This is a genomic window from Flavobacterium sp. FG68, assembly GCF_057808895.1.
Window position 1 is genome coordinate 81,969 of the sequence record NZ_JBMDIY010000003.1, and the last position, 16,699, is coordinate 98,667.

At 34.2% G+C, this 16,699-nt stretch carries 12 protein-coding genes; 5 read left to right on the plus strand and 7 right to left on the minus strand.

Translation table 11 applies throughout. The features are described from left to right. Positions 1–4: 4 nt before the first annotated feature. On the plus strand, positions 5–496 hold the full coding sequence (locus ACODSB_RS02945) for a low affinity iron permease family protein (RefSeq protein ID WP_488935940.1): 492 nt from the start codon (positions 5–7) through the stop codon (positions 494–496). Next, complete coding sequence (locus ACODSB_RS02950; protein ID WP_488935941.1) at positions 493–1,692, plus strand: NAD(P)/FAD-dependent oxidoreductase; 1,200 nt, start codon at positions 493–495, stop codon at positions 1,690–1,692. The genes ACODSB_RS02945 and ACODSB_RS02950 overlap by 4 nt, the downstream gene beginning before the upstream one ends. A 96-nt stretch (positions 1,693–1,788) precedes the next feature. Here ACODSB_RS02950 and ACODSB_RS02955 read toward each other — a convergent pair whose 3' ends face one another. Beyond that, positions 1,789–2,739 carry a bifunctional helix-turn-helix transcriptional regulator/GNAT family N-acetyltransferase gene (locus tag ACODSB_RS02955; protein ID WP_488935942.1) on the minus strand — a complete coding sequence of 317 codons (951 nt, stop codon included), beginning with the start codon at positions 2,737–2,739 and terminating at the stop codon, positions 1,789–1,791. 402 nt (positions 2,740–3,141) lie between these two features. Then, positions 3,142–4,158, minus strand: a complete 1,017-nt coding sequence (locus ACODSB_RS02960; RefSeq protein ID WP_488935943.1) for a helix-turn-helix domain-containing protein — start codon at positions 4,156–4,158, stop codon at positions 3,142–3,144. A gap of 182 nt (positions 4,159–4,340) precedes the next feature. Between ACODSB_RS02960 and ACODSB_RS02965 the strand changes: the two genes are divergently transcribed. Both ACODSB_RS02965 and ACODSB_RS02970 read left to right on the plus strand, forming a co-directional pair. Then, on the plus strand, positions 4,341–4,826 hold the full coding sequence (locus ACODSB_RS02965; RefSeq protein WP_488935944.1) for a DNA-deoxyinosine glycosylase: 486 nt from the start codon (positions 4,341–4,343) through the stop codon (positions 4,824–4,826). Between the two features lie 281 nt (positions 4,827–5,107). Further along, positions 5,108–5,542, plus strand: a complete 435-nt coding sequence (locus ACODSB_RS02970) for a DUF6526 family protein (protein ID WP_488935945.1) — start codon at positions 5,108–5,110, stop codon at positions 5,540–5,542. Positions 5,543–5,745: 203 nt separating this feature from the next. Here ACODSB_RS02970 and ACODSB_RS02975 read toward each other — a convergent pair whose 3' ends face one another. After that, positions 5,746–6,921: a hypothetical protein gene (locus tag ACODSB_RS02975; RefSeq protein WP_488935946.1), complete on the minus strand. Its 1,176-nt coding sequence runs from the start codon at positions 6,919–6,921 to the stop codon at positions 5,746–5,748. 235 nt (positions 6,922–7,156) lie between these two features. On the opposite strand from ACODSB_RS02975, the gene ACODSB_RS02980 reads away from it, so the two are divergent. Further along, positions 7,157–8,071: a hypothetical protein gene (locus ACODSB_RS02980; RefSeq protein ID WP_180856763.1), complete on the plus strand. Its 915-nt coding sequence runs from the start codon at positions 7,157–7,159 to the stop codon at positions 8,069–8,071. Positions 8,072–8,540: 469 nt separating this feature from the next. Here ACODSB_RS02980 and ACODSB_RS02985 read toward each other — a convergent pair whose 3' ends face one another. From ACODSB_RS02985 to ACODSB_RS03000, 4 genes are all read right to left on the minus strand, one after another. After that, positions 8,541–10,565 (minus strand): glycoside hydrolase family 97 protein, encoded by a 2,025-nt coding sequence (locus ACODSB_RS02985; RefSeq protein ID WP_488935947.1) that lies wholly within the window; start codon positions 10,563–10,565, stop codon positions 8,541–8,543. Positions 10,566–10,590: 25 nt separating this feature from the next. Next, positions 10,591–11,835 carry a glycoside hydrolase family 99 protein gene (locus ACODSB_RS02990; protein ID WP_488935948.1) on the minus strand — a complete coding sequence of 415 codons (1,245 nt, stop codon included), beginning with the start codon at positions 11,833–11,835 and terminating at the stop codon, positions 10,591–10,593. Positions 11,836–12,136: 301 nt separating this feature from the next. After that, the gene (locus ACODSB_RS02995) at positions 12,137–13,651 is read right to left on the minus strand and encodes a RagB/SusD family nutrient uptake outer membrane protein (RefSeq protein ID WP_180856766.1); all 1,515 of its coding nucleotides are present in this window, start codon (positions 13,649–13,651) and stop codon (positions 12,137–12,139) included. A gap of 24 nt (positions 13,652–13,675) precedes the next feature. Beyond that, positions 13,676–16,675 carry a SusC/RagA family TonB-linked outer membrane protein gene (locus tag ACODSB_RS03000; protein WP_488935949.1) on the minus strand — a complete coding sequence of 1,000 codons (3,000 nt, stop codon included), beginning with the start codon at positions 16,673–16,675 and terminating at the stop codon, positions 13,676–13,678. Positions 16,676–16,699: the final 24 nt, after the last annotated feature.

Below are 16,699 nucleotides of genomic sequence, written 5' to 3' on the forward strand. Positions count from 1 at the left end.
GGCAATGAAAAAGAAAAAACAAAATAGCGGAAGCACATTTGAAAAATTTGCATCAAAAACATCTAAAGCTGCCGGAAGCACAACAGCTTTTATAAGTGCTTTTGTTATTGTATTAGCATGGGCAGTTTCGGGACCTATTTTCGATTATTCTGAAACATGGCAGCTGGTTATTAATACCGGAACAACAATCATAACCTTTTTGATGGTTTTTTTAATTCAAAAAGCACAAAACAAAGATTCACTGGCAATTCAGTTAAAACTAAATGAACTCGTGGCTTCAAATGAACATTCAAGCAATAGTCTGGTTGATATTGAAAATATGACAGAAGAAGAAATGATTATTGTCCAGAAGTTTTATCGCCACCTGGCTGAACTTGCAAAGAAAGACGAAAGCATTCGAACTTCTCATTCGCTGACCGAAGCGCATTCTCAGCATGAGTACAAAGATAAAAACAGAACTAAACATCGTGCTTCACGAAATACGACTAAGAAATGAAATTACGCTCTACAGAAACCTTTTGGCCTCTTATAAGCGCCATGAATACCAGTTATCCTTCCATTGATTCTGATATTAAAACTGAGATTTTGATTGTTGGCGGAGGAATAACAGGGGCTTTAATGGCTTATAAATTAATTACCGCAGGAAAAAAAATAGTATTAGTTGACCGCCGCGACGTAGCAAATGGAAGCACGGCCGCCAGTACCGCTTTGCTTCAATATGAAATTGATGTTCCGTTACACGAACTGATTAAACTGCGAGGCGAAAAATGTGCCGTAGACAGTTACAGAAATGGTAAGAAAGCTATTTTTGATTTGCGAAATATAATTGATACCGTAGAAAGCGACTGCGGGTTTGAGTTCAAAAAAAGTATTTATTTTACATCCTATAAAAAAGATATACCGTTTTTAAAGAACGAGTTTAAAGCCAGAAAACAGCGCGATTTTGATGTAACCTGGCTCAATAAATATGAGCTCGAAAAAATGGGTTTAAACGCCATTGCAGCAATCGAATCTAAAACTGCCGCAGTTATGGATCCGTTTAAACTGGCAAACGATTTATTGTCTTACTGCCATCAAAACGGAATGCAGATTTATGACAGAACGAATATTACTTCTGTCCAGACTACAAAAGGGAAATGCATTGCACACACCGAAAATAAATGTACGATAACTGCAGATCATGTTGTGTATTGCAGCGGTTATGAAAGCACTGAAACTATTGAAGAAAAAATCGTTGATTTAAAAAGCACGTATGCGCTGGCTTCTGAAATCGTTCCTGAATTACCTACAATTTTAAAAAATGCGGTTATTTGGGATACTTCTTCTCCGTATTATTATTATCGCGCCACCGCAGACAACCGAATTATTATGGGCGGCGGTGATGAAGAATTCAGAGATGCCAGAAAACGTGATAAACTGATTCCCAAAAAAGAAGCTTCTTTAATGCGTCAGTTTAAAAGACGATTCCCGAATGTACAATTCAAATTAGATTATTCCTGGGCGGGAACTTTTGGCGAAACTAAAGATGGCCTTCCCTATTTTGGAAAACCAGACCCGAAAAAAAACATCCATTACGTTTTAGGTTTCGGAGGCAACGGAATCACTTTCAGCGTAATTGGAATGAATTCTATTGTTGATTCTATAAAAAACAAAAAAAATCCGGATTTAGATTTTTATAGGTTTGGACGCTGAAAAAGTTTCTAAGATGCTAAGGTTCTAAGCTGCTGAGTTTTTTTCTTAGCATCTAAAAACTTAGAATCTCAGCATCTTAGAAACTTAGCAACTTTCTTAAACTTTAAGCTCCATCTGAATATTACATCTTTTATAAGGTGTTTCCAGTCCAAATACTTTCTCGAAACCTAATTTATAATATAAGTTTATGGCGGGTTTTAAGATCGTGTTGCTTTCCAGATAAATCTTTTTTGCTCCTAATTCTTTTGCTTTTGCAACAATTGCCTGTCCTAATAGCCAACCGATATTTTTACCTTGTGCTTTTGGTGAAACGGCCATTTTTGCCATTTCAAAATCATATTCCGGATTGTTCATCTTGATAAGGGCGCAGACTCCTACGGGTTCGTTTTCATACAAAGCCACAAGAATTTTTCCGCCTTTGTTTAAGATATATTCTTCGGGATTATCCAGCGCTTTATAATCGGCATCTTCCATTTCAAAATACGTTGAAATCCATTCTACATTTAAGGCTCTAAAGGCTTCCTGATATTCTGGTTTGTATTCTACGATTTTGACATTTTTGCTTTCGCGGATTTTTTTCTGATCGCTTACTCTTTTAAACATTGATTTTTGTTCCAATAGAAATTCCCATTCCTCAAGCGCCGCCCAAAGATTATGTTTAGATTCGGCAATTAAACCGTCTATCGCAACATCAATATCTTTTAATTGCTGCTGGATATTTTTCGCTAGCAAAAGTCCTTTCGCAGTCAAAACGACATTGTTTTTTCGTTTATCATCTGTTTTCAAACTTTCCTGAACCAATCCCGCAGCTGTCATTTCGTGAATAATCTTGCTTACGGAAGGCTGCGAATGTCCAATTTCATTTGCAATTTCCGTAATCGTTAATTCTCTTTCTTCTGCCAGCGTATAAAACACAGGAAACCACTTCGGAACAAAATCTGCACCGTATAACTCATAAATTTTAGAAGCATCATCTGTTATAACCGCAGTCATTAATCGTAAACGACTTCCTAAAGCCGCTTTACCTACTTTGTTGAAAAATTCCATATTATAATTAATTATATAACCAGTTATGCAAATGTATAAAAAAAATCTTTTTGACAAAAGATTTTTTTAGTTGCTAAGATTCTGAGATGCTTAGATTCTAAGTTTTTTTTCTTAGTATTTGAGAACTTATAGTAACTGAACGCTGAGTAATACATGGAAAACTTCGGAACTAAAAATCTTAGAAACTTAGAAACTCAACATCTCAAAAAAAACTAAGATTCTAAGTTTGGAGCCTTTAAGTTAAACTTAAAACCTCAGCGACTCAGAATCTTAGCGTTTTGTATATATATATCTTGCTTAATAGCTAACGACATTAATTTTTTTAAGATGCGAAGTGGCTAAGTTTGTGAGTTGCTAAGAAAAAACTTAGCAACTTAGTATCTTAGAACCTCAGCAACTTTATTAGGCGGTTACTGCCAACGGATTCAAATTAAACTTATACTCTTTTGGACTGCAGTTAAATTTTTGTTTGAAGATTTTAGAGAAATAACTTCTGCTTGTAAAACCAATGCAGTACACAATTTCAGAAATATTTAAGTCTGATGTTCTTATTAGGATTTCGGCTTTTAGAACTCGCATGTGCGTGATATAATCGTTTACGGTTCTGTTGTGAATCATTTTAAAACCTTCCTGAAGCTTATTTGGCGATAAACCTGATTTTTTACTCAATGATTTAATGGTAAAAGGTTCTTCCGGATTTGCCTTTATAGTTTCTGAAAGTTCTTTTATTTCTTCCATTTCTCTTAAAGTTAAGCAGTTTGCTTCTTTAGAAAATGAATTTAAGTCGTCTGTGTGCTGTTGGATTTCCATTGCCAGAATGATTCTTAAAATACCTTCTTTCAATAAATTTCTAACTACTCCGGTTTGTGTTACGGCGTTTAACTGTTCGATTTTTTCACCAATTTTTAAATTGTATGAACCGGCATAAAAGAATTCTCCATTAAGGTTTTCTTCAAAAAATGTTTCCCTAACCATTTGGTTTAAAGAATTTGCCTGAGTTGATTGTGTTCCCACAATTATTAAAGTGAATTTTGTTTTTTTATCTTTTTCAAAAAGCAAAACATTATCCTGGTTTAATTTTGAAGTTACAATCGCAGTCTGAAAAGTTTTTAGTTTATGTTCTTCACCATGAACCCCAAAACTATGCGAAAGATTTCCCTTAGAACAATAAGCAAAATATAATGGTGATGAAATTCCGTTATTAATATTCAGTTTTAAATCAACTGAAAAAGTCATATCAAACTGAACATAAGAAATATTGTCATTAAAAGAAGCACCGCTAATAGAGCCTTTTGCAAAATTATTATTTACTTCAAGTGTATATTCATCAACGTCAAAAGTTACTTTTCCGCCGAAGTTTTTATTCAACTCTTCAAATATGTTTTGAATTTTCTCTGTATGTATAGTAACTATTTTCATTTTGTTTCGATTTAAATTCTGTAATTTTAAATGATTCTTAAACCAACATATTCGTTTAAAAAAGCAGATGTTCAAAGTTCGCTCAATCACAAACCAAAAATGTTATATAATTTTCTACAATTGTTTTATAATTACTTATCTATATAAGTTTAACTCAAATAAAATATTTCTTAATTCAATCAATGAAAAGCTACTCCTTCTCTCCTATAAGTTCAAATGATTCTAAAATTCTGATTTTAGGTACAATGCCCGGAACAAAATCGTTAGAACTCAATCAGTATTACGGACACAATCAGAATAATTTCTGGAAGTTTTTGTTTACTATTTTTAAAGAAGATTTCTCAAATGATTATGAAACTAAAAAAGCGCTTTTGCTGAAAAACAAAATTGCGCTTTGGGATGTTTTGCAATATTGCGACCGCGTAGGAAGTTTAGACAGTGCTATAAAAAATGAAATTGCCAATGATTTTGAGACATTCCTGAAACAACATCCCAAAATAAATACGATATTATTTAACGGACAAAAAGCGGCAGCGTTCTTTAAAAAATATGTGCACTTAAAAAAAGAATACACTTTAATTACGCTTCCGTCCACAAGTCCGGCAAACGCTGGCAAATCATTTCAGTCAAAACTAGAGGAATGGAAAGTTATTGAAGAAATCATATAAAAAAACCTCAAATATTGAAATAATATAACTTTTGAACTTTAAAATATAACACGAAATTTCTCAACGTGCTATAATTTTACAATTAAGAAATCAAAGCCCCGGTTTAAAAGGATTGATGAAGAAGAGGCTTTTTAAAATTATAGATATTATTAAGACAAACTTTTTACAAGTTTAGATTATAAAGAGAACATTGGTTATGTTAGTTTATTTTTGAGAAAAAAGCTATTCTAAATTATTAGGGTAGCTTTCTTTTTTTTTACATTTAACATAAAATTCCAATTATGAAAATTCAAACTTACTACAATCATATTCGGTTTTACACTCCGCACCATTTTGTGTATTATCCTATTTTAACGGTATTTCTTGTATTTAGTATTTACTTTGCTTCTACTACAAATGATACTCTTATTTGGTCTTTTATAAGCGTTGTTTTTGTGTTTTTATTTTTCCTTGCTTATATGCTTCGCCAGCATTATGCGCTTATTTTACAAAACCGAATTGTACGCTTAGAACTTCGTTATCGCTACTTTACATTAACGGGTAAAAGACTGGAAGAATTTGAACACAAATTAACCGATGATCAAATATTTGCGTTACGATTTGCTCCAGATGACGAATTTCTTCCGTTACTTGAGGATGCATTAAAAAATAACCTAACAGGTGACGCCATAAAAAAAGCTATCGTGCACTGGCGCGCAGATTATAACAGAGTTTAAAGGGGATTTTAGAGTTTAGATTGCAGATTTTAGATTCTCTCTATTACGTAATTTTTCGTTTCCTGCAAGGTTTTCAAAACCTTGTAGGTATAAATACTCCAAACAAATTGATCTGATATAGAAACCTACAAGGTTTTGAAAACCTTGCAGGACCGTCAATGAATTAAATTATTTTAAAAGCCTTATAACTTATAATTCATAACTCATAACTTCTTACCTTTCATATAATTAAAAGGAATATAAAACAAAAACAGACCTAACCAAACTATCGCAACTACAATAAAAAATATAGACATAATATTTGGGTGCAAATAATTTGGCTGGTAGAAATAACGTTCTAAAGTCTGGAATTTTTCATTCAGGGCTTTTCTGTCGAAGTAATTTTCTATTCCTTCTAAACGTCTTTCCTGATTTTTGGTGTAATAAAAAACTTGAGACGTTAATTTTTGAGGAACAATATGTGTCTCGATATTATATTTTTTAAATAAAGTATCGAGTTTTTGAAACTGCTTTGTCAACGAATCTTGCTTGAATTTATACAACAAATTATATCGTTTTACAGCAGCTTCATATTGCTGCTTTTCAATTGGTTCACCGTTAACAGGCTTATAAAGCGATTTATTTTCAAGGAAAATGCAAATATCTTTATCATATTCCGGACTGACTTCAGTTCCTTTAAATACGATTTGTGTGCTGTCTCCAATAACTGTTTGTTTGATTATCCTGTCTTTTACAATATTTACATCCAATCCGACAAAATCGAAAATTGAATCTGCTTTTTTAGAAACTTTATTATAGGTTTCGGTTAAAACTTTTAGCGTGTCAATACTGTAATAAGTCGTTACTGTACCAAATTGATCATGATAAATTAATTCTTGTTTTTCTTCTTTAATTACGGGATAAGGTTTTGGATATAAGATATTCTCGTAATTAAATAGTTTCTCTGAATAATAGGAGCTTGAATTATATAAAAACGGGTTTAAAACATTCAGTAATTCTTTGTCTTTGTTATAACTTTTCTCTGATAATTCTCCTTTCAGCTTTACATTTTGCCCAAAGCTAAAACTGATAAAAAAGGTTAAACTCACAAACGAAATCAGTAATAAGAAAAAACCAATCTTCAGGATTTTTCCAAAAGAATAATGTTGTCTTGCATGATTCTTCAATAAAAAAATAAGAAAGAAAAGCAAAAATAAACCGCTTATAAAAAAGTGGGAAATCGATACATTATCATAAAACTTAAATCGGTAAAACTCTGAATAAATATCAATTTTCTTAATTCCTTCAAAAGTAAAATAGCCATATAAAAAATAGGCTAAATGAATTACTGCTAAAATTATAAAAGACTTAACGAGGTATTGCTTTAAAGCTTTGTTCATATCTCAAGGGTTATACTCAAATATAAGCAATCGCAATGGCAATGACAAGACTCAATCTTAATTTTTGGTCTGTACAAGGTGTTTAAACCTCCTTTATAAATAAGTATTATCTGATAACTATTTTTATACATACCTGAAAATCAAAACAATAAAATTCAATAAAAATAATTTACATGATTTTTTTTGTTAACTTTAATGATTGTAATCTCATTAATAAACCTAAAACCTCAATACCATGAAAAAATTAGTTTATTTTTTGATAATTCCTCTCTCCTTTTTTTCGGCAAATGCACAGACAACCGCCGAAATAACAGACGAAAATACTTTAACTACTGTAAAAAATAGTTCAGATGAATTTCAGAATTATGCTGCAGATGATCTTCCGTGGCATGGAAGGCGATTTAAAGCAACCGCTGGTGTATTTTTTCCCGTAAACAATACTGAAGTTGAAGTTAACGGAACGGGTGGCAGAATTGGAACTGATATTGATTTTGAAAAAGATTTAGGTTTTGAAACAAATACGGTTTCCTTTTTTGGCGCTTTTGAATGGCGCGCTTCCCGAAGATCCCGGTTTAATCTGGAGTACTTTTATTTAAAAAGAAATTCGGAAAAAACACTTCAAAAAGAAATTGAATTTCAGGACCATACTTATCCGGTTGACGCAAGAGTTTCTGCTTTTTTAGACAATCAAATGATTCGATTTGCTTATGGATATGCCATAATATCTAAACCAAAATACGAACTTGGTTTATTGATTGGTGCGCACGTAATGCTAGCTGATGTTGGAATAGGACTTGTAGGAAATACGATAGAGGCATCATACAGAGATAATGTTGATTTCACAGCTCCTTTACCTGATGTTGGAATCTGGGGTGAATTTGTACTTGGAAAAAAAGTGGGTTTATATGCGAATATAAATTATTTTGCTCTTAAAATAAATGATATCGACGGCCGAATTATCAGTTATAATTTATCGGTTTTATATAACGTTTATAAAAATTTCAGTCTTACGGCAGGTTATACGGGTTTAAATTTCAGGCTCGATGTAACTAAACCAAGAATTGATGGTTTCTTTAAATGGGGTTATAATGGGCCAACTTTGGCTGCAACGTATAGTTTTGGAAATCATGTAAAGTTTTATAAACATTGAGTTTTTGTTTCAGGTTTAAACTTTCAGGTTTTAGTCTATGCGGGTAATTTTTTAACGCAAAGAGCGCTAAGATTTTACGCAAAGCACGCTAAGTTTTTTTAATAAGGTAGGTTTTTATAAAACCCAAAGTTCGCAAAGCTTTATCAACACAAAGCTTTGCGAACTTTGCGCATTCTAAATGCAATCTATATAAAAAAAACTTAGCGCTCTTTGCGTTAAAAAAATTATGCGTTAAAACAAACAATCCAATCAACACAAAGCTTTGCAAACTTTGAGCATTGTAAATGCTATCTATATCAAAAAAACTTAGCGTTCTTTGCGTTAAAAAAATTATGCGTTAAAAAAAACCGCAATACATTTAAATGAACTTATATAACTTATATGGTTTAATCAAAAAAACAAACCCGACATCTTTTGCAAGATATCGGGTTCATCCACTCAAACTTAACTCAAAATAATCTAAACTTTCTTATTTCTCGATTGGAGTGAATTTTATAGCTGTTCCTCCGCCAGCTGCCAATTTGATATTTAAAACGGTTTGGTTATTTACCTTTTGTTTTGAAATTGTTACAGGATAAGGATTTGTTTTATAGTTTGCTCCTGCTCCATCGGCATAAATTTCGGCTTCGTATTCTTTTCCTTTGTCTAAGAAAGATAATGTAACTTTAAGATCTCTGGCATCTTTGTTTGTAATAGAACCTAAATACCAGTTTTTCTCGTCCCAGTCTTTACGAACGATTGTGGTGTATTCTCCAATTTTAGAATCTAAAACTTTTGTATCTGACCATGTACACGGAACATCTTTTATAAACTGAAATTCTGGTTTATCAACATAATTCTCCGGTAAATCTGAAGCCATTTGCAGCGGACTGAAAATGATAACATACAAAGCCAATTGATTTGCCAAAGTAGTCTGAACTCTCGCTCCGGAAGGAGTTTTATAATCAAAATTGAAATTCCCCGGTGTGTAATCAAACGGACCAGAAAGCATTCTTGTAAACGGCAATGTTGTTAAATGCTGAGGCGTATTTCCGCCGTCTACAGACCAAGCGTTATATTCCTGACCTCTTCCGCCCTCTTGTGACATAAAGTTTGGATACGTACGCTGAATCCCGGTTCCTTTTATCGGTTCGTGATTGTCGATCATGATGTGATATTTGGCTGCTGTTTCGATTACTTTTCTGTAATGACGAGACGCATACTGGCTGTCATGCCATTCTTTTTTATCCAAATATTTGTTTACATAACCCGTTTTAACTGAGTTTACACCCATTTTTTGATACAATTTAAAGGCATCTTCAAGCTGGCCTTCATAATGTTTAGAAGCACCAGCTGTTTCATGATGCCCTATTAATCGAACATTTTTTATGGCAGCATATTTTGTAATTTCTTCCAAATTAAAATCCGGATAGGCTTTTACAAAACTAAACGCTTTCCCATCGGCAGTCCAGTCGCCGTCCCAGCCCTCGTTCCAGCCTTCTACCAGAACGCCGTCAAAATTGTTTTTCGCAGCAAAATCAATATATTCTTTTGTATTTTTTGTTGTAGCACCGTGTTTTGGGCCTTGTCCCCAAGTGAATTTCTCCAAATGCATTCCCCACCAAATACCAATGTATTTAGAAGGCGTAATCCACGAAAGATCTTCAATTTTCGAAGGTTCGTTCAAATTCAGCATAATAGTCGAAGTTGCAACTTCTCCTGGAGTTTTACCAACAACAACCGTTCTCCAAGGTGTTTTAAAAGGTGTTTCAGCATATACTTTTACACCATCAGCCCAAGGCACTAAATCACTTTTGTATTGTTTATCACTTGTTTTTAAAAGTGTCATCGAAGCAAAATCAGTTAAGTTGGCTTCGTGAATCGCAACGTATAAATTCTCTTTTGTTTCAAAAGTTGCCGGAGTATTTATGGTATCTGTTTTGCTGATTGGCGTTTTACGGTATTCACTTTCGTAATAACTGTTTTCGCGGTGCACCGGAATCCACCAAACATCATTATTTGATTTAAAGGTAAACTGTGTAATTTCGTTTGAAATTTTCACTTTTCCTAAATGAGGCTGTTTTGGAAATTCATATCTAAATCCTACTCCATCATCAAAAACCCTGAAAATAATATCAACTAAACGCTCTTCTCCTTTTGATTCTTTTAAGTGAACAATCAATTCGTTGTGGTGATCACGAACTTTTTTGAATTCTCCCCAAGGCTGTTCCCATGTTTGATCGGCAGATTTTTCTTCAGTCGAAACCACTTCAAAACCTTCAGTCATTTTTTGAATTCCCTGAAATTCAAATCCCATTAACGAAGGTTCTATAACCGATTTTCCGTTTGAAGTAAAACTGTATTGAGGCTGACCTGAAACAGTTAATTCAAAAACTAATTCGGTTACTTTCCCCGGCGAATTAATTTTGTATGTTTTTTTAGTACCAGCACTGCAGGCGCAAATTAATATTGACGCTAAAGCAATTATACAGTATCTATATCTTATGTTTTTCATTATTTAATTGTATTAATTACAACTCTTATTTTATTTCGTTTATTAACTGTTTTGCTTTTGCGGGCTGCATGGAAACAAAATAATTAAAAGCCTGATCCAGTTTATTCTGAGCATCGGCATTGCCTTTCTTTTCTACTCGCAGGTTGTACATTTTGCTTATATCCGGAAATACAGATTCGGTGTTTTTAACTCCCGCAAATGCTTTTACTTTTTCGATGTACAAGTAACCAAATTCAACTGTTGGTTCAAACATGGTTCCTTCTCCAAAGTCGTTCCAGGTAATTAACTGCAGGTAATTTAAATTGGCATTTTTAGCCATAGAAAGTGTTTCGTCTAGCGTTGCACCATTGTTGTGCTCAATTGTCCATCCAATTGCATCTCCGCCTCCGCCTTCGGCATAAAAATCTTTAAAACCAGGATAAGCACTTCCAATTGCTACAGAAAGTTTTGGTTTTGTATTGGTATAAAAATTTGTTAGATATGTACTGTTTTTATAAACCCACGCATATTCTCCAGATGCATTTGCTCCGGCTTCTACAGATTGGTCCCAAAGGGTTAAAAAAGTTGGTTTTGTCGTAATGCTATTGAAAACGTTTGTCCATTCGGCAGGCGTTTGCAATACAATTGGCCCAAAATTTAATAACAATGGTTTTCCGTTTACTTTGATATAATTTGCATCATCAAAATAATTTTTCTCCATATAAGCTAAATCTGTTTTTGCTGCACTGGTTACAGAAATTGCTTTTCCGGCATTGACAACGTTTGTTGTAACTCTGTCTTCATAAACTATAGCATATTCCAAGCCCACTTTATCCAGCATGGCAATAAGCTGTTCTGTGTTTTCTTTTACCATTCTGTAATCGTTGACATCGTAAGTTCCGTACCAGTCGATCAAAACACCATCAATTCCTGAATATTTCATCAATAATAAATGATTTTCAATCACATTTTTATCTCCCGAATGATATGGACCAATTAGAGGATAATAGTAAGAGGCAATTTCCCTGCGGTTGTTTGCGCCTATAGTATTCGGATTTTTGTTTGCCATTGTCCAGTGGTATCCCCATTTTTTATCGGCACTGCTTTCATTGGTTTCAAACCAGGGCATATAGTGCACATAAATTTTGGTGCTGTTTGTTTTTTCAACTGCAACGGGTTTAAGCACTTCTGGTTTTACTGGTTCATTGGGGCTTTTGTCATCGCTGCTGCATCCGGAAACGATTACAATGTTCAGTATCCCAAAAAACAATAATGTGATATATCTTTTCATATTGATTTAATTTTTATTTTTTGCCACAGATTAAAAGGATTAAAATGATTTTTTTTTGCATTTTATTTGCTCACTATCTGTGATTAAATTATTTCACGCAGATTTAAATAGATTTAAATAGATTTAAGCAGATTGTGCAGATTTATTATACATTAAAATCAGATCTGCTTTAATCTGCATAATCTGCGTGAAACATTTTTTTTTAAATCTTTTTAATCCTTTTAATCTGTGGCAAAAATTATTCTTATAAACATGTCAGCCTTCCACGACTAACCAACATGGAAGACTGACATTTTTGAACCTAATTCAAAGGATACCCAGGATTTTGTTTCAGGTTTTTATTAGTTGTTAAAACGGTGCTTGGAATAGGGAAAATTGCTTTGTAAGCTTCTGTTGTTCCTTTTTCCCACCATGGCAGGAAGAAAGTTCCAAAACGGATGTTGTCTGTTCTTCTTCTTCCTTCAAAAGTAAATTCCTTAAGCAATTCTTTATCTATAAAATTAAGATCGATTGTTGCCGGCATTTCTTCTCCGGCACGTGCTGTAACTTGTTGTACAAATGGTTTTGCTAAATCTGCAGATCCTAAACGAACGTAACATTCTGCCTGCATCATTAAAATTTCGGCATAACGAATTACTACTAAATCGTGATCACGTTCCCAGGTTTCTCCGGCTTTCATTTCGTATTTTCCTAAACGAACACCTTCATTTTCTTTTGCATCGGCAACACTTGTAACTGTTTCTGTATAGGTTAATGGTTCTCCATTATCCATTGTAATTACAGTTCCGGTTGCTAAATTGATCTGATCTCCCGCAACCATACATTTTTTTCTTTTGTCTGTATCGGCAAATTCAGAATAAACTCCCGGCTGCGCGCACATTCCGTTTGCGCTCCAAGGATAATCTCCAACTGGAGAAATTGTCAATTTATGAAGGTAATGACAAGACATTGAACTCATGTAATTTCCAACTGTTCCTGCTTTTGAATCGTAAGGAATTGCGAAAATAATTTCAGGAGATTTCTCGTTTTGAGTTGCAAAATTGGCAAAGAAATCAGGAGCTAATGTGTAACCTGAAATTTTCTGGCACATGTCGATACAATCCTGCCAGCGCTCTGTTCCTATAAAAGCTTTTGAGTTCAAATATAATCTTGCTAAAAGAGCATAAGCCACATTTTTTGTCATTTTAGAATACACTACATTTCCAGTTAAATGCGGAATTGCGTCTGTTAATTCTTTTTCAACAAAATCGTAAACTTGTTTTCTTGTAGAATTTGTTGGAAGTGCTGTATCTGCAAAATCTACAACGATTGGCACATTTCCGAATAAGTCTAAAAGATTGTAATAGTAATACGCTCTTAACGCTTTTAATTCTGCATAAATTGGTGCTTTTGCATTAGCTGTCAATGACGATTTATCGATTTGATAAATGATGGAGTTGATTTTTGCAATTCCGGTATAGTTATAACGCCAAGCCGAAAGAATCATACGGTTGTCTGCTTTCCAGGTATGTTTTTGCGCATCCTGATATTGTCCGCCATCGTACCAGTTTGTTCCTCTGGTAGGAATTGTAGCTTCATCAGAAACCGTTTCGTTCAAAAAGAATACGTATTCGCAGGTTGGATAATTGTTTGAAATTCCATCTGCAAAACCTCTTAACGAAGAATACGCCCCGCCCACTAATGCATCAATTTCTTTTGGAGTATTTCCAAAATTTCCATCTTCTACTCTATCATATAATTGTTCATCCAGATCGGTACATGATGATATCGTAAAAAGCATGCTTACTAATATTGCTGCTGTTATTTTGATTTTCATTTTTTATATTTTTGAGTTAATCGCTTAGTTATTCAGCGTAAAATTTAATCCTACAGAGATTGTAGTCGGTCTTGGATAATTGTTATACTTATCTATACCAGGTGCTGCTAATCCTGTTTGGTCAACACCATCCTGTGCATTTAAACCAATCTCCGGATCTACTCCTTTGTATTTTGTAAATACAGCAAGATTTTCTCCCATGATATACATTCTCAATTTTGAATTTTTGAAGCCTAATGGCATTGTATATCCAACAGAAAGAGTTTGTAATCTAAAGAAAGACGCATCTTCGATCCAGTAATCAGAATATTTAGGAGAAGAAGTAATACCGCTTCCTAAGAAATCATCCGGTACATTGTAAGATGGTAATCTTGTTGGATCGTTCAGCATCATGTTTGTAGCATTCAACGCTTTTTGTCCAAACATTCCGTAACCTGTAATACCAAGATCAAAATTTCCGTAAGTAAAATTCATTCCAATACCCATAGTCAAATCTGGCTGAATATTTCCTAAATCTGTTTTATCAGCATCAACTAAAGCACTTTCTGCTACAACATTTCCTGCTGCATTGTAGTACTGGATTTTTCCGTTTTCATCAAGACCAGCATTTCTGAATCCCCAGAAAGTTCCCACCGGATATCCTTCTGCAATAACTTGAGAATATTGACCAGACATACCTGCTAAACCGTGTAATGAACCGCTGTAAATAACATCTGTTTTATACGTTGGGTTTGATAATTTTTCGATTTTTTGGATGTTGTGTCCAAGTGTTAAATTAGCATTCCAAGTGAATTTATCTCCTCTTACGATATCAGCATTCAAAGTAAGTTCAACTCCTTTGTTAGACATTTCACCCACGTTTGCTAACATTGTTCCCACTAAATATGGAGGCTGAGGAACTTCATAAGTATACAATAAATCGTCTGTGTTTTTTTGGTACCATTCAAATGAACCTGTGATTCTGTCAAAAAGACCAAAATCGATACCCACGTTGATTTGTCTTGTAGATTCCCATTTCAAATCAGGATTTGGGTTTTGTTTTGGAGAATAAGCTAAACTCCAGGTTCCTGTAACCGGATCGTAATAACTATCATTTCCAACTCCTAAAATAGAAAGTGATTTGTATTCACCAATTCCGTCCTGATTACCTGTAACTCCATAACCAACTCTTAATTTTAAAGATCCTAACCAGTCTTTTGTACCGCTCATAAAATCTTCGTTAGAAATTTTCCATGCTGCAGATGCAGATGGGAAAGTTCCCCATTTATTGTTTTCTCCAAAACGGCTTGAACCGTCACGTCTTACTGTTGCAGTAAGCAGATATTTTCCGTCGTAATTGTAGTTTGCACGAGCGTAGAAAGAAACTAAATTTGATTTTCCTTTATAAGAATAAACATCTCCTAAACGATAGTTGTAACCTGCACCTAAGTTGTTGTAGCCAAAAGCATCACTCACAAATCCGCTTCTTTGTGCTCCAAAACCTTGGTAAATATTTTCTAAATAAGAATAACCTGCCAATGCGCTAACGCTATGTTTTCCAAATACTTTAGAATAATTTACATAAAGTTCGCCTTGTGCATTTGTATATTCTGCGTAAGTTCTTTGCGCGTAACCAGCTTCAGTTCTTCCTTCCATAATAGCGTAAGTTGGTTTGTAAGTTCCGCCTGCTACTGCATTATGTTCTAAAGAAATATTAGCAACTGCCTGAAAATCGTTTAAGAATTTAACCTCTGTTTTAAAGTATCCTAAAAGTCTGTGTCTTTCATTATCAACCGTTCTGTTTGTTAAAATCTCAACAGGGTTTTCGTAGATATTTCCTCCTACAGATGTAAAGTTTCCGTTTGCATCATAAACCGGAATTGTTGGATTTAAGTTGTAAGCACGCTCAAAAATTCTGTAATCAATAGGATGCCATTTGTCGATATTAGCAAATAAACCCATATCAAATTTTACATCTTTATTGTCTCCAAGATATTGGTAAGCACTAACGTTTCCGCTGATTCTTTCTAAACCAGATTTTTTAATAACGCCTTCGTTGTTTAAATAAGCGATTGAAGCTCTAAAACCACTGTCCACTTTTCCAGAATTAATACTTAAAGTATGAGATTGTGAAATAGCTGTTTGTTCGATTGCTTTTTGCCAGTTTGTATTTCCACCGTAATCAACAGCATCCATATTTCCGGTTTGACGAACATAACCTCGCCATTGGTTTGCAGATAAAAGGTCTAAATTATCAGCAACATAACCTACGCTTGATAAACCGCTGTATACTACAGAAACGCCTTTTGTTCCCGATTTTGTTGTAATAATAATAACTCCGTTTGCTCCTCTTGAACCGTAAATGGCTGTCGCCGAAGCATCTTTAAGAACGTCGATCGATTTAATATCTGCCGGCTGAACCACGTTGATATCAACACCAGCAATTCCGTCAACTACAATAAGCGGACTGTTGCTTGCTGTTAATGAAGTTCCTCCACGTAAACGAAGCGTTGCACCTGCAGCTGGATCTCCTGAAGGACGAATGATATTTAATCCGGCAACCTTTCCCTGCAGAACTTGTTCTGTAGAAGAAATTGTTCCTTTAACCAAATTATCTGCCGTAACGGTTGAAATAGCTCCCGTTAAATCAGATTTCTTTTGTGTTCCGTATCCAACAGAAACCACCTGAACTTCTGCTAATTGATAACCGTCATTTTGTAAACGAACTTCTAATTTTGAAGAAGCAGCTGTGATCTGTACTTTTTGAGTGGTTGAACCGATGAAAGATACTTCGATTGAACCTCCTACGGCTACCTCTAAGCTAAATTTTCCGTCAAAATCTGTTGTTGTTGCATTTCTTGTTCCAGTTTCGATAATCGAAGCTCCCGGCAACACAGTGCCTGTATTGTCATAAACGGTACCCGTTACCAGCTTTTTTCCCTGAGCAAACATTCCTGCCGAAAGAAAAAGCATGAAAATCATGAATACCAGCGATTTAGTAGTCCACATTTGATGCAGGACTATTCTTTTATTTTTACTATTCATATGTAGTTATTTATTGTTTTTCTA

What these genes read in the sequence shown, in the direction of transcription:
- ACODSB_RS02985 (WP_488935947.1), bottom strand. Translation starts at nt 10,565, where the DNA reads ATGAAAAACATAAGATATAGATACTGTATAATTGCTTTAGCGTCAATA.
- ACODSB_RS02970 (WP_488935945.1), top strand. Translation starts at nt 5,108, where the DNA reads ATGAAAATTCAAACTTACTACAATCATATTCGGTTTTACACTCCGCAC.
- ACODSB_RS02990 (WP_488935948.1), bottom strand. Translation starts at nt 11,835, where the DNA reads ATGAAAAGATATATCACATTATTGTTTTTTGGGATACTGAACATTGTA.
- ACODSB_RS02975 (WP_488935946.1), bottom strand. Translation starts at nt 6,921, where the DNA reads ATGAACAAAGCTTTAAAGCAATACCTCGTTAAGTCTTTTATAATTTTA.
- ACODSB_RS02995 (WP_180856766.1), bottom strand. Translation starts at nt 13,651, where the DNA reads ATGAAAATCAAAATAACAGCAGCAATATTAGTAAGCATGCTTTTTACG.
- ACODSB_RS02960 (WP_488935943.1), bottom strand. Translation starts at nt 4,158, where the DNA reads ATGAAAATAGTTACTATACATACAGAGAAAATTCAAAACATATTTGAA.
- ACODSB_RS02955 (WP_488935942.1), bottom strand. Translation starts at nt 2,739, where the DNA reads ATGGAATTTTTCAACAAAGTAGGTAAAGCGGCTTTAGGAAGTCGTTTA.
- ACODSB_RS02965 (WP_488935944.1), top strand. Translation starts at nt 4,341, where the DNA reads ATGAAAAGCTACTCCTTCTCTCCTATAAGTTCAAATGATTCTAAAATT.
- ACODSB_RS02950 (WP_488935941.1), top strand. Translation starts at nt 493, where the DNA reads ATGAAATTACGCTCTACAGAAACCTTTTGGCCTCTTATAAGCGCCATG.
- ACODSB_RS02980 (WP_180856763.1), top strand. Translation starts at nt 7,157, where the DNA reads ATGAAAAAATTAGTTTATTTTTTGATAATTCCTCTCTCCTTTTTTTCG.
- ACODSB_RS02945 (WP_488935940.1), top strand. Translation starts at nt 5, where the DNA reads ATGAAAAAGAAAAAACAAAATAGCGGAAGCACATTTGAAAAATTTGCA.
- ACODSB_RS03000 (WP_488935949.1), bottom strand. Translation starts at nt 16,675, where the DNA reads ATGAATAGTAAAAATAAAAGAATAGTCCTGCATCAAATGTGGACTACT.